Here is a 22,228-nt window from a genome sequence, read left to right as displayed (position 1 = left end):
CCTGAAAAATTAACGCTGCTCTTTCTCGTTGTACTGGAAAGAGAAAAGGAAAATCAGCGCGATAACCGCAGCGGCCACCGCCGGGATCCACCAGAAGGTCACCCACGCCTGCGGTACGCTCTGGCCTGCCACCAGATGGTTGTACAGCGCGCCGGAGATCTGCGACCCCAGCAGCATGCCGATACCGTAGGTGAACATCACGATCATGCTTTGCGCCTGGCCCTTCACTTTTTCACCGGCCACGCGGTCGGTATAGATAAAGCCGACAACAAAGAAAAAGTCATAGCACACGCCGTGCAGCAGGATGCCGAGATAGAGCAGGAAGCGCCCCTCTTCGCTGACCCCCAGCGCAAAGAAGGCGTAGCGCACAAACCACGCCGCCATGCCGATCAGCAGCATGTATTTCACCCCGAGGCGGCGGAACAGCAGCGGGATCACCAGCATAAAGAAGATTTCTGACATCTGACCGAACGACATCGCGGTGCTGACGTCCGCGATGCCGGCATCCGCCAGATAAGAGGCGGTATAGGCGTAGTAGGTCCCCAGCGGAATCGAAATCAGCGTCGCGCAGAGGGAGAAAATCAGGAAGTGGCGCGTTTTCAGCAGCGCGAAAGCGTCGGCGCACAGCAGATCGCGAAACTGGACCGGCGTCCCTTTCGCCGGCGCCGGCGTGTGCGGTAGCGTCAGGCTATAAACGGCCAACGCCGCCGAGCAGAGCGCCGCCAGGGTAAAAATGCCGGTGGTATCGGAGATACCGGTGACGCCGATGAAGATACCGGCGATAATCCAGCCGATGGTGCCGAAGACGCGCACCACCGGAAAGGTTTTATCGACGTTCGCCAGGCTGTGGAAAGCGATGTTGTTGGTCAGCGCCAGCGTCGGCATATAGCACAGGGTGTAGCCGAACAGCAGGCCAATCAGCAGCGCGCCGTTTTGCGCCACCAGCGCCTGCGGGACAAACCACAAAATAACCGCTCCGGCCAGATGCATCACCGCCATCACCTTCTGCGAAGCGAAAAAGCGATCGACCAGCATTCCCAGCACAAACGGCGAGAGAATAGACGCAATCGGCCCGGCGGAGAAAGCATCGCCGATCAGCAGCGACATCTCATAGCGGGTCATCACCAGCCCCAGCGTCACCGACCAGCTACCCCAGATAAAGAACTGCATAAACATCATTAACGACAGCCGCGGCACCAGAAAACGGTGGGCTACGCGGGGACTTTCACGACCTTCGGTTGTTGTGACCATTTCGACCGCCCTCAAAAAGTAATCGATTACAAATACGCTCAAATAAAAAGTAATCGATTACAAAAAGAAGATCGCGGGCAAAATACGCTAAGCGCGAAGACGATCACAATAAAAAGAGATAATGCCCCGCCGGACGACGGGGCGATCGCGCTACGCCGGACGGCGCAGGGTTTTAAAGGCCACAAACAGGAACAGGATCCACACCGGCAGCAGAATCGCCGACAGGCGCATCCCGTCAATGGTGCACATCAGCACCAGGATCAGCCCCAGAAAGGCGATACAGATATAGTTTCCGGCGGGCGACAGCAGCGCTTTAAACTTCGACTCGCGCCCCTTGCGCCGCTGGGCGGCGCGGAACTTGAGGTGCGCCAGGCAGATCATAATCCAGTTCAGCAGCAGCGTCGCTACCACCAGCGCCATCAGCAGGCCGAGGGCTTTTTGCGGCAGCAGGTAGTTAAGCAGCACCACCAGCGAAGTAATGACTCCCGATAGCAGCAGGGAGTTAACCGGCACGCCGCGCTTGCTGACGCGGGCGAGAAACTTCGGCGCATTGCCCTGCACCGACAGACCGAACAGCATCCGGCTATTCGAGTAAACGCCGCTGTTATAAACCGACAGCGACGCTACCAGAATCACGAAGTTCAGCGCGGAAGCCACCACGTTGCTGTCGAGATTATGAAAGATCATCACGAACGGGCTGCTGTCGGATTTGATTTCCACCCACGGATAGAGCGCCAGCAGAACCACCAGCGAACCGATATAAAACAGCAGGATACGATATACCACCTGGTTAACCGCTTTCGGGATGCTCTTTTCCGGGTTCTGCGCTTCCGCGGCGGTAATGCCGATAAGCTCCAGTCCGCCGAAGGAGAACATAATCACCGCCAGCGACACGATCAGGCCGTGCCAGCCGGTGGCGAAGAAACCGCCGTGTTTCCACAGGTTATCGATTCCCGCCTTGCTGCCGCCGTGGCCGCCGAACAGCATCCACAGGCCAAAGCCGATCATGCCGATAATCGCCAGCACCTTAATCAGCGCGAACCAGAACTCCGCTTCGCCGTACAGGCGCACGTTCACCAGGTTTACGGCGTTGATAATGATGAAGAACGCGGCGGCCCAGATCCACGTCGGCACATCCGGCAGCCAGTACTGCATATAGATCCCGGCGGCGGTCAGCTCCGCCATCCCGACCAGCACGAACATCACCCAGTAGTTCCAGCCGGAAAGAAAACCGGCGAACGGGCCCCAGTATTTATAAGCAAAGTGGGCAAAGGAGCCTGAAACCGGTTCTTCGACGACCATTTCGCCCAGCTGGCGCATGATCAGAAAGGCAACTATCCCGGCGACGGCATAGCCGAGCAGTACGGCCGGTCCCGCCATTTGAATCGCCGGCCCGATGCCGAGAAACAGGCCGGTACCGATGGCGCCGCCAAGGGCGATAAGTTGAATATGTCGGTTCTGTAAACCGCGATGAAGCGTCGGGCCGCTTTCCTCTACGGCATCCGACGACGTTGACGCGTCTTTCACGTCGATCCCCTGTGTGTATATATGAAGGGGCACCTTTTAACACTTATACCCGTCATACTTCAAGCTGCATGTGCGTTGGCTTTTCTCGCTCACCCCAGTCACTTACTGGAGTAAGCTCCTGGGGATTCCCTGCGTCGCCGCCTTCCTGCAACTCGAATTATTTAGGGTATAAAATCGTCATACTTCAAGCCGCAGATGCCTTGGCTTTATACATTCATTGATTTATTACAACCGGCGAGCCGCCCTGCCCGCTCCTGCGGTTTTGCCTTAAAATTCGTAGCCGACCGAAACCTTGAACGTGCGCGGTTCGCCGCGGAACAGATAGGTTCCGCTGTCGTCCGCGCCGGACCAGTAGTTCTCATCCGTCACGTTATCGACGCCCGCGCGTACCGTCATCTGATTCTGGTTCTCGTTAAGCGCCAGACGATAGCGCACGCCGAGATCCAGGGTCGTGAAGCTATCAATCTTCTTGCTGTTCGCCTGGTCGGCATACTGCGAACCCGAGTGATTGAGGCGTGCGGTGGCGGTCAGGCCGTCGATAGGTTTGATGTCATACTCTGCGCCAAGCACCGCGTAGAAGCCCGGTACGCCGATGGCCGTTTTACCATCATTGACGCCATCCTTGGTTTTCGACAGTTCGGCTTTCAGCCAGGTCGCGCTGGCGTTAAGGCGCAGGCCGTACAGCGGTTCGCCGAATACGTTAAATTCCACGCCGCGATTGCGCTGCTCGCCGTTAAGGCCATAGCGTTTCTGGCTATCCAGGAAGGCGGAAGGCATTTTAATTTCAAACAGCGCCAGCGAGCCGCCAATGCGGCCAAAATCCGCCTTCATCCCGACTTCGTTTTGTTTTGAGTGAATAATGCCGACGCTTTCCCCATAGTTAGCGGCGGAGGTTGGCGCATTGCTGCCCGGCTGCAGGGCTTCGGTATGGTTAGCGTATAAAGAGAGAACCTGCCACGGCTTATAGACCACGCCATAGGTCGGCATCCAGCGGCTGTCGTCATACGCATCGCTTTGCAGGCCGGTGACTTTATCGTAGTTGCGCACCACCACTTTTTGATGACGGGCGCCGACGGTGAACAGCAGCGTATCGTCCAGCACGCCGAGGGTGTCGCTCAGCAGCCAGCCCTGGGAACGGGTGCGGCCGCTGGTGAGCGGATCGCCATAGTCGCCGCCGAATGATGCGTTCGCCGGGGGCGCAACCGGACGGGTATCGTAGATATTCACCAGCGGATTATCCGCCGCCTTCGACATCCGCCACGCGGTTTTGTCGTTCTGGGTTTTCGCCGAATAGCCGACGTTGACCTTGTGCGACACAAAACCGGTAGCGAATTCGCCGCGTATCCCGGCCATGCCGCTGGCGGTATCCATATAGCGGTTGGTGTCCAGGCGCCCCGCCGTGGCGTTGCCCGCCCGGTCAATCAGCTTCGAGGCGCTATAGAGACCGATTTCATGGGCATGCTGCGCCCCCAGAGCGGCGTAGGCGGTCCATTTATCGACAATGTCGTATTCCATTCTCAGCATACCGAACTCATTTTCGATATCGCTGTAAGCCCATTTTTGCGTGTAGTTGTGGGTGTTATCCGGCAGGCGCGGAATAAAATCGACGCCCGAAATGTTGATGCCCATCGGGCTACCGTGGAAGGTTTTTTTCTGATAGCCAAAGTCAAACGAGCTGCGCATCCGTTCGCCGCGATAATCGAGCCCTATGGAGGCCAGCGTGGTTCTGCGCTTATCACTCTCCACCGCCGCCTCGCCTTCGCGGTGCACCAGATTCACCCGCGCGCCGAACTGGTTGTCGTCGCCAAAGCGGCGGCCCAAATCCAGCGTGCCGCCGACCTGAGAATCCGAGGTATAGTCGACGCCCACGCGGGCGGTCGGGGTATCTTCCGCGCGCTTAGGCTCCAGGTTGATCATCCCGCCGACGCCGGAGCTGGCCGCACCGTTAAGCAGAGCGTTGGCGCCTTTAAAAATTTCGACCCGCTCAAGCATGGCGGTATCCACCACCTGACGCGGCACCACGCCCGCCAGCCCGCTCAGGGTCATATCGTCGCCGTCAAATTTAAGGCCGCGAATGCGGTAGGTCTCGGCGTAGTTACCGTAGCCCTGCACCGGCTGAACCCCGGCATCGTTACTCACTACGTCGGCGATGGTTTTCGCCTGCTGATCCTCGATAAGCTTCGAGGTAAAGCCGATGATACTAAACGGAACGTCCATCGCGTTTTGTTCGCCGAGCATCCCGAGACGGCCGCCGTTGGCGATCTGGCCGTCAAGATAGGCGGGCACCACCAGGTCGCCGCCGGCTTTAAAATCGCTGGCGGATGCGGCCTGAACGACCATCGTTTCTTCGCTTTTCTGGCGTTCGGCGACGTTTTCCGCCGCCGTTGCCGAATGGGAGATAGCGCCAACAGTTAACGCCAGCAGCGTTTTCCGCAGCGGGAAAGCCGGTGCGGCGCGGCCGCTTAAGTTGGCAGAGACGGCCAGCGCCGGCAGAGTGCGTTTCATAAGATCAGTCCTGAACAAAATCAACGATCCGATAGTGGCTCCGCCGCCGAAATTCGCGTTTCCGGTCTTGCGCCTGTGAGCCCCATCCAGTGCCTTCGCCGTTTCCCTGTGAGCCCGCGACGTACGCAGGTTATCTCCTGATAAAACCGCAAACAAGAAGAAGAATGAGAACTATACTCATTATCTTATCGTAATCAAGCCTGGCTTTTGCCGTCTGGAAAAACGTTTCATTTTTCGCTGAAAGGGATTCGCCGCAGAGGTTTGGGCTGAAGGTGAGGAAGCGCGCGCAGCAAAACGCGGAGAGACAAAAGGCCGGAACCCGACAGGCTCCGGCCTCAATCACTACGCGCTGGCGGTATCCAGACGCGCCAGCTGCCCGGCGCTCAGGCTCAGCGCGGCGGCGCGAGCAAAGCTCTCCACCTGAGCGAGGCTGGTGGCGCTGGCGATGGGCGCCGTCACGCCGTCGCGGCTCATCAGCCAGGCCAGCGCGACTTCGGCAGGTTTAGCGCCGCTTTGCTCCGCCACTTCAACCAGGGTATCGACAATACGCAGCCCGCGAGGATTGAGATATTTGCCGATACCGCCCCCGCGCTGGCTTTGCGCCAGGTCGGACTGCTGGCGGTATTTGCCGGTCAGGAAGCCGGACGCCAGGCTGTAGTAGGTCACCACGCCGATATCGCGGCTGATGCACAGGTCGCAGAGCGCGCCCTCAAAAGCCGAGCGATGATAAAGATTGTATTCCGGCTGCAGCACCTGCCAGGCCGGCAGGCCGCTTTTACGCGACACCTCCAGCGCGCCTGAAAGCTGCTGCGCATCGAGGTTCGAGGCGCCCATGGCGCGGATTTTCCCCGCCTGCTGTAGGGCGTGGAAGGCGTCGAGGGTTTCGGCGACCGGCGTTTCCGGGTCCGGCCAGTGGGCGAAATAGAGGTCAATATAATCGGTATTCAGACGTCGCAGGGAGTCGTCCACCGCCTGCTGGATCCAGGCTTTTTTCAACCCTTTATGACCGGGAAGGCCTAAATCGGAACCCACTTTGGTGAAGAGCTTTACCTTATCGCGCATGCCTGGCCGCGCCTGTAGCCAGCGGCCGATAATGGTTTCAGACTCGCCGCCCTGGTTGCCATCCGCCCAGCGGGAGTAGACATCCGCCGTGTCGATAGCATCGAAGCCGTGGTCTATAAACGCATCAAGAATGGCAAAACTGGTTTTTTCATCAATGGTCCAGCCAAAAACGTTACCGCCAAACACCAGCGGGGCGATGGAAAATCCGGTTTTGCCCAAGGGACGTGTCATCATGCCGTTCACTCCTTATCGCTTATATTCAGTATCCTTCGGAACGCCGTGAGGGCCAGAAAAGGACAATTACGGGATAGTAAGAAAAGGAAGCTTGAAGCGGGCTATCCGTGCCCGCTGAATGCATAACAACATTATGTCCCGGAATAGACGTCAAAGCTAAAATATTTCCCGGCTAACTTTTTATAGGTGCCGTTGGCGAGAATAGTGGCAATCGCGCCGTTAATCTCCTGGCGCAGGGCATCGTCCTCTTTGCGCAGGCCAATCGCCGCGCCGGCGCCGAACAGCTTGTCGTCCTTCAGGTGGCCGCCAACGAAGGCAAAATCTTTACCCTGCGGCTGCTGCAGGAAGCTGTAGTCGGCCATCATCCCGGAAAGCACCGCGCCGTCAATACGCCCGGACTCCAGATCCTGAACCACGCGATCCGCCCCCTGATAGGCGACGATATTGATCCCCGCCGTGCGCCAGTGCTGGTTAACGTAAGTCTCCTGCGCCGAGCCCTGCTCTACGCCGATGGTTTTGCCCTTCAGTTGCTCGACGGTATTCCCGGCCAGGGTGTTTTTACGCGCCACGAGGAACACCGGGCCGTTGTACAGCTTGTCGCTAAAGCCGATCTGCTCTTTACGCTTCTCGGTCATATACATGCCGGAGAGGATCGCGTCGAACTTACGCGCCTTCAGCGCCGGAATAATGCCGTCGAAGTTGCTTTCCACCCACACGCACTTCGCCTGCAGCTGGGCGCAAATCGCGTTGCCGAGGTCAATATCAAAACCCGCCAGCTTACCCTGCGGATCTTTCCATTCAAACGGCGCGAAAGTCGGATCGACGCCAAAGCGAATTTCCTTATTTTCTGCGGCCAGGGCTGAAGTTGAGGCCATCAGCGCGACCCACAGCAGAAGAGATTTTTTCATTATTTACGGACTCCAGAGATCAACGGCAGTGTGTTTCAACTAACCGGGCGAACAGCGTCGCGCCGGTAGAAATAATGTCATCATTAAAGTCATAGCCGGGGTTGTGCACCATACAGCTGCCCTTCCCGCCTTTCTCGCCATTGCCCAGCAGGAAGTAGCAGCCGGGGCGCTGCTGGAGCATAAAGGCGAAATCTTCGCTGGCGTTCATCGGCGAAATGGATTCCAGCACGCCCTCCTCGCCAAAGACGTCCAGCGCCAGCGCTTTGGCGAATTCGGTCTCTTCGACGCTGTTGGTCAGTACCGGATAGGAGTCAAAAACCGCTACCTCGCTGCTGGCGCCGTAGCTTTTGGCGGTAAAATCAGCGAGCTCCTTGATCCGCTTAATCAGCAGGTCGCGAATTTCCGGCTTCATCGCCCGCACGCTCAGCTCCATCACCACGTTCTCAGGGATGACGTTGGAGGCGATACCCGCCTGGAAGGTGCCGACGCTCACCACCGCGGTTTCGCCCGGCGGTACGTTACGCGCAACGATGCTTTGCAGATTCATCACCAGCGCCGCGCCGGTAACAATGGGATCGACGGTGCGCTCGGGGTGCGCGCCGTGGCCGCCGTAGCCGGTAATGGTGATTTTTACCGTATCCGCCGAGGCCATAAAATTCCCGGCGTAAAAGCCGATTTTCCCCACCGGCAGGCCCGGCATATTGTGCAGGCCGAAGATGCGCTCGCAGGGAAAGCGCTCAAACAGGCCGTCTTTGATCATTAAATCCGCGCCGCCGATCGCTTCTTCCGCGGGCTGGAAAATCAGGTGTACCGTGCCGTTGAACTGGCAGGCCGGCGAGGCGATATATTTCGCCGCCGCCAGCAGAATGGTGGTGTGGCCGTCGTGGCCGCAGGCGTGCATTTTTCCGGCCACGGTGCTGGCCCAGGGGAGATCGGTCGCTTCGAAAATCGGCAGCGCGTCCATGTCGGCGCGCAGGCCGATAGTGCGCGGCGAATCGCCCTTGCTTAACGTTCCTACCACCCCGGTTTTCGCCAGCCCGCGGGTCACCGTATAGCCCCACTCGGTCAGTTTTCCGGCCACCAGCTCGCTGGTATTAAACTCTTCCAGGCTTAATTCCGGATGGGCGTGTAAATAATGACGGATCGCAATCATTTCATCTTCGGTGGCTTTAATTTCAGGAATTACACAGTCGGTCATGCCGGTCTCCGGGATATAGAATCAGGTGCTAAGCTTTAATAACTTAACGTGCTAAGGGTTTATTGCAAGCAGGATTTCTTATTCCGCGCGGGGTTTTCATCTGATTTATTCATAGCGATTTAACGGCGAAGCGGATGAGTTTTACTATCACCTGAACCATGAAACGTCTTACATTCTCTGCCTTTTATTAACCATGAAGCACAATACTCATTTATAAAGCCTAAATAAGCAGATAAAACATCAAAGAAGAGGCGCAAGGATGATATTTTCAACTTTGCGGTTTTTAAGCGGATTTGATGTGAGAACAGGAGCGGGTGGGCAGTGCCCAATAGCGCCAGGCTGGCCGGACTACCGTCCCGCAGACGCGGAAATCGGTAGCGCGAACAGGTGCACAGCACCGCCTCCGGGGGAGGCGGTTGCGAGGTTAAAGCAGAAAAGGTTAGTGGCTCAGCGCGCCGTTAATCAGGATCGACGTAATAATCCCGGTCGCGGCGGCAATCAGCACATAGTTACCGTCAATATAGGACCAGTGCTGCCCGTGCGGCGGTGCCGGTAATCCGCGATCGTTCCAGTCGTTTATCCGGTAATCATTGCCGCGATAACGTTCCGGAGCCGGCTGACCTTTGCGAAAATCATGGCCGTTCCACGCGAAGTGGTCCCGCTCATGTCGCTCCTGATGAGGGTTACCCTGCGGCCCCTTGTCACCGCGCGACGGGCCACGGTTATCGTCGTTACCCTGATGATTGTTGGCCTGCGGCCCCTTGCCCGGCCCCTGCTGACGGTTGCCGTCCGGACCGCCGCGGCCGGCATCTTGCTGCCAGACCTGCTGCTGACCGTGGTTGTTGCCGCCAGGACCATCCGCCCAGGAGACGGAAGTCAAAGCACAAGATAGAATAATCGCCAGTGAAAGAATCTTTTTCATAATACACCTCCTGATATATTTCCTTTGTACCGGGAAAATGTGGAGGAATAGTGAGTAACAATATAACCAGGACAATTCCTGGCTTATACCTTTCATCTTTTAAGGCGCATGTCCTGGCTGCGTGCATTCCCCCCGTTCACCTGGCAACCGGTGCTCCCGGGGACTTATGAACCTGCCGCCGCAGTGCGGCTAAAAATTCAGGGAGAGAGCATTATAACGTTTTAAAAATATTATCCCGACGCTGAACAAAGCGCACCAAATAACAAAAAAGGCCGCTTTCGCGACCTTTTTTAGAAAATAGCCAGAGATTACTCAGTGACTTTAGTTTTTAGCTCTTCGGCACCCTGCTTGGTTTTATCCCAGCCTTCTTTGCTGACCTCTTTGGTCTTATTCCAGCCTTTTTCGGTGCCTTCTTTGGTCGCGTTCCAGCCCTTCTCAGTCCCTTCTTTGGTCTTATTCCAGGTTTTCTGCGCGCCTTCGCTGACTTCGCTGCCTACGCTGTCGCTTTTGCCTTCTGCCGCGTGTTTGGCTTTCAGCTGCTGCTCTTCACCCTGGTGCTGGGCCTCGTGCAGTTTTTCTTTCGCGGTGTTCGCCCCTTCATGGGCCGCCGCGACGGTATCGTCGGTTGCGTGTGTCGTTGTTGCAGCAAAAACAGGAGCTGCTACCAGAATCGCAGATAACGCAATCATTGCTTTTTTCATAATGTCCTCTCTCGCTAACGAACTTAATGTTATGAGTCGCATTTAGCATGGCACAAGATTTTACCGTCTGGCTTTAGGGATTGTTCTTAAAACTGATTTCGGACTTTTCTATCGACTTTTGGTCTGCCGCGTCCCGCTTCTGATTGCGCGAATAAATTCCAACAAATTTGTTACATTTTAAGTCATTTGCCGTTGATATACTTGCCGTTTATGTTTACACGAGAATAATTCTCAGAATCATTATATTTATAAATTAGCAAACGGAACGCATATTATGGCAAGAAAATCAGTAGGTTCGTTCATCCTTACTGCCCTGATTTCCACTCCTCTCTGTAGCTTTGCCGCGCAATATCCGCTCACCGTCACCGATCTCGACGGCCGCGCGATTACGCTCCAGCATGAGCCACAGCGCATTATCCTGCAGGATGGTCGCGATATTATGGCCATGGCTCTGCTCGACCGCGACAACCCCTTCAGGCGCGTCGTGGCATGGAATAACCTGGCCAGAAAACAGGACATCAATACCTGGAAAATGCTGCAAGAGAAGTGGCCGCAATCCGCTCAGATCCTCGATATGGGCTTTAGCGATAAGGGCAACGTTGACCTTGAGAGCGTCATTTCCCGCCAGCCGGACCTGATGATCGCCCAGCTTCGCGCGAAGCCCGCGCTGGAGGAGAGCGGTGTCATCAGCAAGCTCAGCGCGCTGAATATTCCCGTGCTGTTCGTCGATTATGAAATCAACCCCGGCAAAGACACCGCCCCGAGTATCGATCTGCTGGGGAAAGTCCTTAACCGTGAAGAAAACGCCAAAGCCTATACCGACTATTACCGTCAGCAGCTGGACGCCATCCGCCAGAAAACCGCGAACATCACGCCGAAGGCTAACGTTTTTGTCGAGGCGCTGGCGGGTAATAGCGATGCCTGCTGCTTTACCCACGGCCACAACGGCTGGGGCGGTCTGGTCGAAGCCGTCGGCGCGAACAATATCGGCTCGCAGCTGCTGCCGGGCGCTTCCGGCTTTGTGTCGCTGGAAAAAGTGATTAGCATGAAGCCGGATGCCTATATTATGACCGGTTCAAAACGCGGGAATAGCCAGGTGCTGCCGCTCGGTTTACAGGCCGATCCCCAGGAGGTCAATCGTCAGGCGGAGCGGCTGCTGTCGCGCACCGGCGTGAGCAACATCCCGACGATTGAAGCAAAACGCGCTTACGGCATTTACCACCACTTCTACAACCATCCGTGGAATATCGTCGGTATGGCGTATCTGGCGAAGGATATCTATCCCCAGACCTTCAGCGACCTCAACCCTGACGATAGCTGGCACTACATTGTCCGTCATTTCACCACCCTGCCCGATCTGCCGTTTGTTTTTTCCTGGCAACAAGGTGAGTAATTAGCCATGAGTCTCTCTCCTGAATCCGATATCGTCGCGTTCGGCGTCGATAGCCGTGACGTAATGGCAAACTACCGTCACATTGTGCGCCGCCGCGCCATCATGCTGCTGCTGCTGACGCTGTTGATTGTCGCCTCGCTGCTGCTCGACTTCGTGATGGGGCCATCCGGCCTGTCGCTGCAGGCGCTTTGGCAAACCCTTACCGACCCGGCCAGCGCCAGCGCCGGGACGCGGGCGATCGTCTGGGATATCCGCATGCCCTATGCGCTGATGGCGATCGTCGTCGGCCTGGCTCTCGGCCTCGCCGGGGCGGAAATGCAGACCATCCTTAACAATCCGCTGGCGAGCCCGTTTACGCTCGGCGTCTCCTCGGCGGCGGCATTCGGCGCGGCGCTGGCTATCGTGCAGGGGATAGGAATTCCCGGGGTTCCCGGCCAGTGGTTTGTCTCGGCCAACGCTTTTATCTTCGCCCTGCTGGCGGCGCTGCTGCTGGACGGCATTACGCGCTGGACCCAGGTCGCCACCTCCGGCGTCATTCTGTTCGGGATCGCGCTGGTGTTCACCTTCAATGCGCTGGTATCGATGCTGCAGTTTGTCGCCAACGAAGATACCCTCCAGGGGCTGGTGTTCTGGACGATGGGCAGCATTGACCGCGCCTCATGGCAAAAGGTGGGGATCCTGCTTGCGATACTGGCGGTCGTCATGCCGCTATCAATGCGCAGCGCGTGGAAGCTGACCGCGCTGCGCCTCGGCGAGGACCGGGCCGTCAGCTTCGGCATCAACGTGCGCCGCCTGCGCCTGACCACCCTGCTGCGCATCAGCGTTCTGTCGGCGATTTCGGTGGCGTTCGTTGGCCCAATCGGTTTTATCGGCCTGGTGGCGCCGCATATCGCCAGGCTGGTTTTCGGCGAAGATCACCGCTTTTACCTGCCGGCCAGCGCGTTAATCGGCGCCCTCGTCCTGTCGCTGGCTTCGGTTGCGGCAAAAAACCTGATTCCCGGCGCAGTGATTCCGGTGGGTATCGTCACCTCGCTGGTGGGGGTGCCTTTTTTCCTGAGCATCATTTTGCGCCATCGGGGGCACGTATGAGCCATATTGTATCCGGACTGGCGCTGACCCATTTCAGCGCCGGTTATCCCAGACGTCAGGTGATCCGCGACCTGACGGTACCGCGGCTGCAGCGCGGTAAAATCACCGCGCTGCTCGGCCCCAACGGCAGCGGAAAATCCACCCTGATGCGGGCGATGGCCGGGCTGGGGCCGTCCGCGGGCGAGCTGTCGCTGGACGGTGAGAATCTGCTTGCCCTCCCCTTTGCCCGGCGTGCGGAAAAAGTGGTCTACCTGCCGCAGACGCTGCCCGCCGGCGTGCACTTGCGGGTGCTGGAGTCGATTATTGTCGCTCAACGCGCCGCCGGAGGAGCGCACAGCCCGGAAAATCAGGCGCAGGTGATGTCGCTGCTGCGCCAGCTAGGCATTGAACATCTGGCGCTGAGCTACCTCGACCGGCTATCCGGCGGGCAGAAGCAGCTCGTCGGCCTGGCACAATCGCTTATCCGTCAGCCAGCCCTGCTGCTGCTGGATGAGCCCCTTAGCGCGCTGGATTTAAACTATCAGTTCCACGTGATGGATCTGGTGCGTGAGGAGACGCAGAGGCGCAACATCATCACGCTGGTGGTGGTTCACGACATCAATATCGCCCTGCGCCACGCGGATCACGTGCTGATGTTGAAAGAGGGACAACTGCTGGGGGACGGCGCGCCGGCCGAGGTGATTACCCCGCAGGCTCTGGCTGCGGTTTACGGCGTGCGCGGGCGCATCGAGCCCTGTTCTCAGGGGGTGATGCAGGTGATTATCGACGGTCTGGCGGCGGGGGCTTAAGCGGCTGCGGCGTTGAACATCAAGCCCTGAGATCCCCTCTATCCAGGGCTTTGCCGGAGGCGGCGCGCTGCGCCTCTCCGGCCTACCGCGTTATGCCGCCATCTCGCCCGCCGCCACCGGAAGCCCCTCCCGCCTGGCCGAATCATCACTCTTTTGCTAACCAGCTCACGTTTTTATGCCCTGATTGGCACTTTTCCGCCCGTGACGTTCCCCTCATTCTGTCGCTATGCTTTAATGTGCTAAACCGGTTTAATTAAGTTTAGCTATGGAGAATTTTCAACATGAATGCAAAAGTTTGGGTTCTGGGAGACGCAGTAGTGGACCTGCTGCCGGAGAGCGAAGGCCGCCTGCTGCGCTGCCCCGGCGGCGCCCCGGCTAACGTGGCGGTCGGTATCGCCCGCCTTGGCGGCGACAGCGGATTTATCGGCCGCGTCGGCGACGATCCGTTTGGCCGCTTTATGCGCCATACCCTGCAACAAGAGCAGGTCGACGTCAGCCATATGCGCCTCGACGGCCAGCACCGTACCTCAACCGTGGTGGTCGACCTGGACGATCAGGGGGAACGTACCTTTACCTTTATGGTGCGCCCCAGCGCGGACCTGTTCCTGGCGGAAGAAGACCTGCCGCAGTTTACCGCCAACCAGTGGCTGCACGTCTGCTCCATCGCGCTCAGCGCCGAGCCCAGCCGCAGCACCACCTTCTCGGCGATGGAAAGCATCAAACATGCCGGCGGCCGGGTCAGCTTTGACCCCAATATCCGCCCGGACCTCTGGCAGGATCAGGAGCTGCTGCACGCCTGCCTCGATCGCGCCCTGCGCATGGCCAACGTGGTGAAGCTGTCGGAAGAGGAGCTGGTATTCATCAGCGGCAGTGATGATTTAGCCTACGGAATCGCCAGCGTGACCGAACGCTATCAGCCTGAACTGCTGCTAGTGACCCAGGGCAAAGCCGGCGTACTTGCCGCCTTTCAGCAGCAGTTTACCCATTTCAGCGCCAAGCCCGTTGTCAGCGTGGACACCACCGGCGCGGGTGACGCATTTGTCGCCGGACTGCTCGCAAGCCTTGCTGCCAACGGGATGCCGACGGATATCGCTGCGCTGGAACCGACGCTCACGCTGGCGCAAACCTGCGGCGCCCTGGCGACAACGGCGAAAGGCGCCATGACCGCCCTGCCATACCAGCGCGATCTTAATCGCCAGTTTTGATCCTTCAGGCCGCCGCGCGCGGCCCACTTTGTTGCATCCATCACATTTATTAAACCGGTTTAGCAAAATCCATTTCAAAATGTTAAGGGTCGTGTTTAACATAGCTCCTAAACCGGTTTAGCAAAAAACAACATTTTACATTTTCCTTTCGGGATGCAACCAGCATGTATAAAAAAAGCACACTCGCCGTCCTTATCGCTTTGCTAACCGGTGCCGCCTCAGCCCACGCGCAAACGGATCTCAGCACGATCGAAGCCCGTTTGATCGCCCTGGAAAAACGCCTGCAGGAGGCGGAAAACCGGGCACAGACTGCGGAACACCGCGCCGAGTCGGCGGAGAAACAGGTCCAGCAGCTCACCGCGCAGCAGCAGAAAAATCAGGACACGACGCAGGAAGTGGTTCAACGTACCGCCAAACTCGAGAAGAAGGCCGATGAGAAAAGCGGCTTTGAGTTTCACGGCTACGCCCGCTCCGGCGTGATAATGAATGATTCCGCCGCCAGCACCAAATCCGGCGCCTACATGACGCCAGCGGGGGAAACCGGCGGGGCTATCGGTCGTCTGGGAAACCAGGCCGATACCTATGTTGAAATGAACCTTGAACATAAGCAGACCCTGGATAATGGCGCGACGACCCGCTTCAAAGTGATGGTCGCCGACGGACAAACCACTTATAACGACTGGACGGCAAGCAGCAGCGATTTGAACGTTCGTCAGGCCTTTGTCGAACTGGGCAACTTACCCACCTTCACAGGGCCGTTTAAAGGCTCCACCCTGTGGGCCGGGAAACGCTTCGACCGCGACAACTTTGATATTCACTGGATTGACTCTGACGTTGTGTTCCTCGCCGGTACCGGCGGCGGTATTTACGACGTCAGGTGGAACGACAGCATCCGCAGCAACCTCTCGCTTTACGGGCGCAATTTCGGCGATATTGCTGACTCGAGCAACAGCGTGCAGAACTATATCCTCAGCATGAACAACTTCATCGGTCCGGTGCAGGTGATGGTCAGCGGGATGCGGGCAAAAGACAACGACAACCGTCAGGATACCAACGGTAACCCGGTCAAAGGCGATGCGGCAAATACCGGGGTACATACGCTGCTCGGCCTGCACAACGACAGTTTTTACGGTCTGCGTGAAGGCACCAGCAAAACCGCCCTGCTCTACGGTCACGGCCTGGGCGCGGAAGTTAAAGGTATCGGCTCTGACGGCGCGCTACGGTCGGGAGCCAACACCTGGCGCTTCGCCAGCTATGGCACCACCCCGCTCAGCGAAAACTGGTCTATCGCCCCGGCGATCCTGGCGCAAAGCAGTAAAGGCCGTTATGCCGATGGCGACAGCTATCAGTGGGCCACGCTCAACATGCGCCTGATCCAGGAGATCAACCAGAACTTCGCTCTCGCTTACGAAGGCAGCTACCAGTATATGGATCTCAAACCCGAAGGTTATAACGATCGTCATGCGGTAAACGGTAGCTTCTACAAGCTCACCTTCGCCCCGACATTTAAGGTCGGCAGCATCGGTGATTTCTTCAGCCGCCCTGAAATCCGCCTTTACACCTCGTGGATGGACTGGAGCAAAAAACTGAATAATTACGCCAGCGATGACGCGCTGGGCAGCAATGGTTTTACCTCGGGCGGCGAATGGTCGTTCGGTATGCAGATGGAAACCTGGTTCTGACGGTGAATGCCTGACGACAGGCCCCTCCGGGGCGATGACGCGCCTTTCATCGCCCCGGACACAATAACGACGCAGAGACTGCGCCCCCGTTAACGCGGGACGACAACACGAATTTTTTTACGCATTCAGAGGGTACTATGGATTTTGAACAGATTTCCCGCTCGCTGCTTCCGCTTCTGGGAGGCAAGGAAAATATCGCCAGCGCCGCGCACTGCGCCACGCGCCTGCGCCTGGTGCTGGTCGATGACGCGCTGGCCGACCAGCAGGCTATCGGCAAAATTGAAGGGGTTAAGGGCTGTTTCCGCAATGCCGGGCAGATGCAGATTATTTTCGGCACCGGGGTGGTGAATAAAGTCTATGCCGCCTTTATTCAGGCGGCAGGTATTAGCGAATCCAGCAAATCGGAGGCCGCCGACATCGCGGCGAAAAAGCTTAATCCTTTCCAGCGCATCGCGCGCCTGCTGTCGAACATCTTCGTACCGATTATCCCGGCTATCGTCGCCTCCGGCCTGCTGATGGGCCTGCTGGGGATGGTCAAAACCTACGGCTGGGTTGATCCGAGCAACGCCCTCTACATCATGCTGGATATGTGCAGTTCGGCGGCGTTTATCATTCTGCCGATCCTGATTGGCTTTACCGCTGCCCGCGAATTCGGCGGTAACCCCTATCTCGGCGCAACGCTCGGCGGCATTCTGACCCACCCGGCACTGACTAACGCCTGGGGCGTGGCCGCCGGTTTCCATACCATGAACTTCTTCGGCCTCGAAATCGCCATGATCGGCTATCAGGGGACGGTGTTCCCGGTTCTGCTGGCGGTGTGGTTTATGAGCATCGTTGAGAAGCAGCTGCGCCGCGCGATCCCCGATGCCCTGGACCTGATCCTGACGCCGTTCCTGACGGTGATTATTTCCGGTTTTATCGCCCTGCTGATTATCGGCCCGGCCGGTCGCGCGCTCGGCGACGGCATTTCGTTTGTCCTCAGCACCCTGATTAGCCACGCCGGCTGGCTGGCCGGGCTGCTGTTTGGCGGTCTCTATTCGGTTATCGTCATTACCGGTATTCACCACAGCTTCCACGCCATCGAAGCCGGACTGCTGGGCAACCCGTCCATCGGGGTCAACTTCCTGCTGCCGATCTGGTCCATGGCCAACGTCGCCCAGGGCGGCGCCTGCCTGGCGGTATGGTTTAAAACCAAAGACGTCAAAATCAAAGCCATTGCGCTGCCCTCGGCGTTTTCCGCTATGCTGGGCATCACCGAGGCGGCGATTTTTGGTATCAACTTACGCTTCATGAAGCCGTTTATCGCGGCGCTGATCGGCGGCGCGGCGGGCGGCGCGTGGGTCGTGTCAGTGCACGTCTATATGACCGCAGTCGGCCTGACGGCGATTCCCGGCATGGCCATCGTGCAGGCCAGCTCGCTGCTGAACTACATTATCGGCATGGTCATCGCCTTTGGCGTCGCTTTCGTCGTCTCTCTGCTGCTGAAATACAAAACGGACGCTGAATAATGTCACTACCATCACGTCTGCCTGCGATTTTGCAGGCCGTTATGCAGGGCCAGCCGCGCGCGCTGGCCGATAGCCATTATCCGCGCTGGCACCATGCGCCGGTGACCGGGCTGATGAACGACCCCAACGGCTTTGTCGAGTTTGCCGGGCGCTATCATCTGTTCTACCAGTGGAACCCGCTCGCCTGCGATCATAAGTTCAAGTGCTGGGCGCACTGGAGTTCAGAGGATCTGCTGCGCTGGCGGCATGAGCCTATTGCGCTGATGCCGGATGAAGAGTACGACCGCAACGGCTGCTACTCCGGCAGCGCGGTGGATAACAACGGTACGCTCACCCTGTGCTATACCGGCAACGTGAAGTTTGACGACGGCGGCCGAACCGCGTGGCAGTGCCTGGCGACGGAAAACGCCGACGGTACCTTCCGCAAAATCGGTCCGGTCCTGCCGCTGCCGGAGGGCTATACCGGCCACGTGCGCGACCCGAAGGTCTGGCGGCATAAAGACCGCTGGTACATGGTGCTGGGGGCGCAGGATCGGCAAAAGCGCGGTAAGGTGCTGCTGTTCAGCTCCCCGGACCTTCATCAGTGGCGCAGCGAGGGCGAAATCGCCGGCTACGGCCTCAATGGCCTCGACGACGCCGGCTATATGTGGGAGTGTCCGGATCTGTTTCCGCTCGGCGACCAGCATATTCTGATCTGCTGCCCGCAGGGGATTGCCCGCGAAGACGAGCGCTTCCTCAATACCTATCCGGCGGTGTGGATGGCCGGTAGTTTCGACGACCACCGCGCCGCGTTCAAACACGGCGAGCTGCACGAACTGGACGCCGGGTTTGAGTTTTATGCCCCGCAAACCATGCACACCAGCGATGGCCGCCGCCTGCTGGTCGGCTGGATGGGCGTCCCGGACGGTGAAGAGATGCTTCAGCCGACGCTTGCCAGCGGCTGGATCCACCAGATGACCTGCCTGCGCGAGCTGGAATTTATCGACGGCCGGCTCTACCAGCGTCCGCTGCGCGAGCTGACCGCCCTGCGCGGGGAGGCACACGGCTGGCAGGGGAACGCACTGCCGCTGGCGCCGATGGAAATCGCCCTGCAAACCGCCGGCGACGACGCGCTAAGCCTTGATTTCGGCGGCGCGTTAACCCTGGAGCGCGACGCCAGCGGTATCCGTCTGGCGCGACGCAGCCTCGCCAGCGACGAAATGCACTATCGCTACTGGCGCGGCGAGGTGCGCTCGCTGCGGATTTTCATCGATCGGTCGAGCGTGGAGATTTTCATCAACGACGGCGAGGGGGTGATGAGCAGCCGCTGCTTCCCCGATTATCCGGCGCAGCTGATTTTCTCCGGCAGCGCGCCGGATGCATTCTGCTACTGGCCGCTGCGAACATGCATGATAGAATAAGCGTTTTGCTTTCAGGCTCATGGCGTCGTAATGAAAACCAAACGCGTAACCATTAAAGATATCGCCGAACTGGCGGGCGTTTCCAAAGCGACCGCCAGCCTGGTGCTGAACGGTCGTGGCAAGGAGTTGCGCGTGGCGCAGGAAACGCGCGAGCGCGTGCTGGCGATTGCCCGCGAGCAGCACTATCAGCCGAGCATTCACGCCCGCTCGCTGCGCGATAACCGCAGCCACACCATCGGCCTGGTGGTGCCGGAGATCACCAACTACGGCTTTGCGGTCTTTTCCCATGAGCTGGAGATGCTGTGCCGCGAAGCGGGCGTCCAGCTGCTGATCTCCTGTACCGATGAAAACCCCGGTCAGGAGAGCATGGTGGTCAATAACATGATTGCCCGCCAGGTCGACGGTCTGATCGTCGCCTCCTGTATGCACAGCGATGCCGACTACCTGAAGCTCAGCGAACAGCTGCCGGTGGTGCTGTTTGACCGCTGTCCTACTGAAAGCGCGCTGCCGCTGGTGATGACCGATTCGATTACCCCGACGGCGGAGCTGATTTCCCGCATCGCGCCTCAGCATCACGATGAGTTCTGGTTTTTAGGCGGCCAGCCGCGTCTGTCGCCCTCCCGCGATCGCCTGGCCGGGTTTACGCAGGGTCTGACTCAGGCGGGCATTGCGCTGCGCCCGGAGTGGGTGATCAACGGCAACTATCACCCCAGCTCCGGCTATGAGATGTTCGCCGCCCTCTGCGCGCGCCTGGGCCGGCCGCCAAAGGCGCTGTTTACCGCCGCCTGTGGTCTGCTGGAAGGGGTGCTGCGCTATATGAGCCAGCACCATTTGCTGGATTCAGACATCCACCTGGCAAGTTTTGACGATCACTATCTCTACGATTCACTGTCGCTGCGTATTGATACCGTCCAGCAGGACAACCGCCAGCTGGCCTGGCACTGCTACGATTTAATCAGCCAGCTGATTGACGGCAATACGCCTGAGCCGCTACAGCGCTACCTGCCGGCGACGCTGCAGTTTCGGCATCGGTGATACTACGGAGGTTTAAAAGGTTATCGAAACGCGTTAACGGACTATTTGTCTTGCCGCGTTGAAAATGCAGTGGCACCGGACGCATTAAAGCCACGACTTACGTAGTCTCAAAATCTCTTCTGGCGCGCCTTCAAATATGAAAGGATTTAAAAACATCCTTCCCCAGAAGAGTTTTCTGTCCACTTCACTTAACCCCACCTCATCGCCGAGGGCTTTCCAGTTCATATGGACCGTATCGAGATAATGGGCAATAAGCTCAATGGCTTCACGTCTGCTCAGTAAAAAACGGTCGGCAGCCGACAGGCAAACCGCAAGGTTACTCATCCGATTTTCGCCTACGATCAGCATAGCCTGCGTGGCTTCATTGCCGGCTCTCCCTTGAGGACAAATGTCATATGCAGGCGTCAGGCTAAGCCTTTTACCATCCCAAAATGCCGCATGGTTTCTGGCATGATCGTCGGTATTACCACAAATAATGTTAAAAACAAGCCGCCCAAACAGCTCCCGCAGCGTCTCTTTAGGGGCACTAAAACGCTGACGTATAATGTCCGCCAAATCTTCATAGCTCGCATATCTTGCCATCATTTCATCAAGACCAAAGATAGTCAGCGCTGACACCATCAGGCGGCGTTGCCAACCGGTCTTGCTTTGGACGCGATCAAAACGCTCGATAAGCAAAACATCTTTACCAGCAGTATGGCGAAAGAGAACAGGCGCAACATTCAATCCAACGCAGCCTGCCAGGCGCATGGCGATATATTCGCCTTTAACAACATTATAGGTATCTGTTGAAGAAGAAAATTTAGCGATAAATTTATGATTCCCAAATTCGATCATCGCTTTTGGTCGTGCTCCACCGAGTGAAGTGCCGTGAAATAACGCCTGTTCAAGATCGACGGTTAACGGTATACCGTTTTCCACCATCGACGCTGCCTGCATAAGCTCTTCAAGCGATGCTCCTCGGGCCGCGCGTGGAACGTACTCCGTCGCAGAGCGCTGAAAATCAAGACCACCAATCCGATCGGAACCGGACTCAAGTAAGTAGGTCATTTCATCCAGGGTGTTGGGATCGGTCTCTCTGCCTTGTGCGCCCATCAGTCGGTTCAGAATAACTCGCCGCCCCCAGGCATCAGGAGCTCCATCGCGTAACGCGCCAGCCATTTGCAAACCAGGGGCAGGTACAATTGCGCCTCTGACTAAAGGAAGCTCCGGCACATAAACCGCTATCGCCTCTTTCCGCTCCAGATAACTGCGGCCGTAGTTGAAAATAAACCGACCGTTGTCTCTGCTTAACACTCCGGCGACAACGGGTTCTGTTGCTCCAGGCAGCCAGATCCAGACATACACTTGCTCAAGGCTATTCTCAGAAGTCATCATTTATCACCTTCCTTGAGTGATGAACCGCACGCGGCATTAATGACAGCGTTTTCTCTGCATTAGCAATATGTAACGCCAGAGCAGAACGATCTGGCGTAAACAGCGGCACGCCCACTATTGTCGCCAGTTCAAATACCGCGCCAATCGCACATCCCATATCGCCTTCCTCAGCACGATAAACCAGCCCACGCGACACGCCAGCACGTTCTGCCAGCTCCTCGATAGTGAGTCTGGATTCTATGCGTGCGGTGCGGATCATCATTCCCAGCAACCGTGCTGCATCGCGACTGTAACGAGAGTAGGTTCGGGTTGACGGCTTTGCCATAATGCTTCTCTTGTCTTATTAATAGAACGTAGTTAGCGATTATAACCTGTTTATAGAACACTACAAATGAGCCAACTCAGTCATTCCAAAGAGCTCATGTCCCATAAAAAAAACAGAA

18 protein-coding genes are annotated in these 22,228 nt (G+C 57.6%); 8 read left to right on the top strand and 10 right to left on the bottom strand.

Annotated elements, in window-relative coordinates:
- Positions 1 to 9: 9 nt before the first annotated feature.
- The 8 genes from BJF97_RS07820 to BJF97_RS07785 all read right to left on the bottom strand — a co-directional run bounded on the left by BJF97_RS07820 (position 10) and on the right by BJF97_RS07785 (position 10,308).
- Complete coding sequence (locus BJF97_RS07820; protein ID WP_014228269.1) at positions 10 to 1,251, bottom strand: MFS transporter; 1,242 nt, start codon at positions 1,249 to 1,251, stop codon at positions 10 to 12.
- A 150-nt stretch (positions 1,252 to 1,401) separates the two neighbouring features.
- Positions 1,402 to 2,778 (bottom strand): phenylalanine transporter, encoded by a 1,377-nt coding sequence (pheP, locus tag BJF97_RS07815; RefSeq protein WP_014228268.1) that lies wholly within the window; start codon positions 2,776 to 2,778, stop codon positions 1,402 to 1,404.
- 267 nt (positions 2,779 to 3,045) lie between these two features.
- Positions 3,046 to 5,283 (bottom strand): TonB-dependent receptor, encoded by a 2,238-nt coding sequence (locus BJF97_RS07810; protein ID WP_014228267.1) that lies wholly within the window; start codon positions 5,281 to 5,283, stop codon positions 3,046 to 3,048.
- 342 nt (positions 5,284 to 5,625) lie between these two features.
- A complete protein-coding gene (locus BJF97_RS07805; RefSeq protein ID WP_014228266.1) occupies positions 5,626 to 6,579 on the bottom strand; it encodes an aldo/keto reductase in 954 nt (317 codons plus the stop codon).
- Between the two features lie 131 nt (positions 6,580 to 6,710).
- Positions 6,711 to 7,487 (bottom strand): ABC transporter substrate-binding protein, encoded by a 777-nt coding sequence (locus BJF97_RS07800; RefSeq protein ID WP_032694587.1) that lies wholly within the window; start codon positions 7,485 to 7,487, stop codon positions 6,711 to 6,713.
- 19 nt (positions 7,488 to 7,506) lie between these two features.
- Positions 7,507 to 8,685 carry a M20 aminoacylase family protein gene (locus tag BJF97_RS07795; protein WP_004848538.1) on the bottom strand — a complete coding sequence of 393 codons (1,179 nt, stop codon included), beginning with the start codon at positions 8,683 to 8,685 and terminating at the stop codon, positions 7,507 to 7,509.
- A 439-nt stretch (positions 8,686 to 9,124) separates the two neighbouring features.
- Positions 9,125 to 9,607, bottom strand: a complete 483-nt coding sequence (locus BJF97_RS07790; protein ID WP_032694588.1) for an RcnB family protein — start codon at positions 9,605 to 9,607, stop codon at positions 9,125 to 9,127.
- Between the two features lie 308 nt (positions 9,608 to 9,915).
- Positions 9,916 to 10,308 carry a hypothetical protein gene (locus tag BJF97_RS07785; protein WP_004130158.1) on the bottom strand — a complete coding sequence of 131 codons (393 nt, stop codon included), beginning with the start codon at positions 10,306 to 10,308 and terminating at the stop codon, positions 9,916 to 9,918.
- Positions 10,309 to 10,582: 274 nt separating this feature from the next.
- Between BJF97_RS07785 and BJF97_RS07780 the strand changes: the two genes are divergently transcribed.
- The 8 genes from BJF97_RS07780 (at position 10,583) to BJF97_RS07745 (ending at position 20,408) form a co-directional block, all read left to right on the top strand.
- Positions 10,583 to 11,701, top strand: coding sequence for an ABC transporter substrate-binding protein (locus tag BJF97_RS07780; protein ID WP_009654147.1), 1,119 nt, complete (start codon positions 10,583 to 10,585; stop codon positions 11,699 to 11,701).
- A gap of 6 nt (positions 11,702 to 11,707) precedes the next feature.
- Complete coding sequence (locus BJF97_RS07775) at positions 11,708 to 12,790, top strand: FecCD family ABC transporter permease (protein WP_032694589.1); 1,083 nt, start codon at positions 11,708 to 11,710, stop codon at positions 12,788 to 12,790.
- Positions 12,787 to 13,578 carry an ABC transporter ATP-binding protein gene (locus BJF97_RS07770; protein WP_014837719.1) on the top strand — a complete coding sequence of 264 codons (792 nt, stop codon included), beginning with the start codon at positions 12,787 to 12,789 and terminating at the stop codon, positions 13,576 to 13,578. Before BJF97_RS07775 ends, BJF97_RS07770 begins: the two co-directional genes overlap by 4 nt.
- A 281-nt stretch (positions 13,579 to 13,859) precedes the next feature.
- On the top strand, positions 13,860 to 14,783 hold the full coding sequence (locus BJF97_RS07765; RefSeq protein WP_025107095.1) for an aminoimidazole riboside kinase: 924 nt from the start codon (positions 13,860 to 13,862) through the stop codon (positions 14,781 to 14,783).
- A gap of 164 nt (positions 14,784 to 14,947) precedes the next feature.
- Complete coding sequence (locus tag BJF97_RS07760; protein WP_032694590.1) at positions 14,948 to 16,465, top strand: carbohydrate porin; 1,518 nt, start codon at positions 14,948 to 14,950, stop codon at positions 16,463 to 16,465.
- Positions 16,466 to 16,602: 137 nt separating this feature from the next.
- Positions 16,603 to 17,973, top strand: coding sequence for a sucrose-specific PTS transporter subunit IIBC (locus BJF97_RS07755; RefSeq protein WP_014837718.1), 1,371 nt, complete (start codon positions 16,603 to 16,605; stop codon positions 17,971 to 17,973).
- A complete protein-coding gene (locus tag BJF97_RS07750; protein WP_032694591.1) occupies positions 17,973 to 19,373 on the top strand; it encodes a sucrose-6-phosphate hydrolase in 1,401 nt (466 codons plus the stop codon). The genes BJF97_RS07755 and BJF97_RS07750 overlap by 1 nt, the downstream gene beginning before the upstream one ends.
- Positions 19,374 to 19,403: 30 nt before the next feature.
- Positions 19,404 to 20,408, top strand: a complete 1,005-nt coding sequence (locus tag BJF97_RS07745; protein WP_032694592.1) for a LacI family DNA-binding transcriptional regulator — start codon at positions 19,404 to 19,406, stop codon at positions 20,406 to 20,408.
- An 84-nt stretch (positions 20,409 to 20,492) separates the two neighbouring features.
- On the opposite strand, the gene BJF97_RS07740 is transcribed toward BJF97_RS07745, so the two are convergent.
- Both BJF97_RS07740 and BJF97_RS07735 read right to left on the bottom strand, forming a co-directional pair.
- On the bottom strand, positions 20,493 to 21,782 hold the full coding sequence (locus tag BJF97_RS07740) for a type II toxin-antitoxin system HipA family toxin (RefSeq protein ID WP_032694603.1): 1,290 nt from the start codon (positions 21,780 to 21,782) through the stop codon (positions 20,493 to 20,495).
- Complete coding sequence (locus tag BJF97_RS07735) at positions 21,772 to 22,110, bottom strand: helix-turn-helix domain-containing protein (RefSeq protein WP_032694593.1); 339 nt, start codon at positions 22,108 to 22,110, stop codon at positions 21,772 to 21,774. Before BJF97_RS07735 ends, BJF97_RS07740 begins: the two co-directional genes overlap by 11 nt.
- Positions 22,111 to 22,228: the final 118 nt, after the last annotated feature.

The organism is Klebsiella sp. LTGPAF-6F (genome assembly GCF_001753185.1).
In the GTDB taxonomy this organism is placed as follows: domain Bacteria; phylum Pseudomonadota; class Gammaproteobacteria; order Enterobacterales; family Enterobacteriaceae; genus Klebsiella; species Klebsiella michiganensis.
Note: the sequence above shows the minus strand (reverse complement) of the source record. Positions and strands in the feature narration are given on the sequence as shown.

Coding starts and splice junctions, on each gene's coding strand:
- BJF97_RS07820 (WP_014228269.1), bottom strand. CDS start 1,251: ATGGTCACAACAACCGAAGGTCGTGAAAGTCCCCGCGTAGCCCACCGT.
- BJF97_RS07810 (WP_014228267.1), bottom strand. CDS start 5,283: ATGAAACGCACTCTGCCGGCGCTGGCCGTCTCTGCCAACTTAAGCGGC.
- BJF97_RS07805 (WP_014228266.1), bottom strand. CDS start 6,579: ATGATGACACGTCCCTTGGGCAAAACCGGATTTTCCATCGCCCCGCTG.
- BJF97_RS07800 (WP_032694587.1), bottom strand. CDS start 7,487: ATGAAAAAATCTCTTCTGCTGTGGGTCGCGCTGATGGCCTCAACTTCA.
- BJF97_RS07795 (WP_004848538.1), bottom strand. CDS start 8,685: ATGACCGACTGTGTAATTCCTGAAATTAAAGCCACCGAAGATGAAATG.
- BJF97_RS07790 (WP_032694588.1), bottom strand. CDS start 9,607: ATGAAAAAGATTCTTTCACTGGCGATTATTCTATCTTGTGCTTTGACT.
- BJF97_RS07785 (WP_004130158.1), bottom strand. CDS start 10,308: ATGAAAAAAGCAATGATTGCGTTATCTGCGATTCTGGTAGCAGCTCCT.
- BJF97_RS07780 (WP_009654147.1), top strand. CDS start 10,583: ATGGCAAGAAAATCAGTAGGTTCGTTCATCCTTACTGCCCTGATTTCC.
- BJF97_RS07775 (WP_032694589.1), top strand. CDS start 11,708: ATGAGTCTCTCTCCTGAATCCGATATCGTCGCGTTCGGCGTCGATAGC.
- BJF97_RS07770 (WP_014837719.1), top strand. CDS start 12,787: ATGAGCCATATTGTATCCGGACTGGCGCTGACCCATTTCAGCGCCGGT.
- BJF97_RS07765 (WP_025107095.1), top strand. CDS start 13,860: ATGAATGCAAAAGTTTGGGTTCTGGGAGACGCAGTAGTGGACCTGCTG.
- BJF97_RS07760 (WP_032694590.1), top strand. CDS start 14,948: ATGTATAAAAAAAGCACACTCGCCGTCCTTATCGCTTTGCTAACCGGT.
- BJF97_RS07755 (WP_014837718.1), top strand. CDS start 16,603: ATGGATTTTGAACAGATTTCCCGCTCGCTGCTTCCGCTTCTGGGAGGC.
- BJF97_RS07750 (WP_032694591.1), top strand. CDS start 17,973: ATGTCACTACCATCACGTCTGCCTGCGATTTTGCAGGCCGTTATGCAG.
- BJF97_RS07745 (WP_032694592.1), top strand. CDS start 19,404: ATGAAAACCAAACGCGTAACCATTAAAGATATCGCCGAACTGGCGGGC.
- BJF97_RS07740 (WP_032694603.1), bottom strand. CDS start 21,782: ATGACTTCTGAGAATAGCCTTGAGCAAGTGTATGTCTGGATCTGGCTG.
- BJF97_RS07735 (WP_032694593.1), bottom strand. CDS start 22,110: ATGGCAAAGCCGTCAACCCGAACCTACTCTCGTTACAGTCGCGATGCA.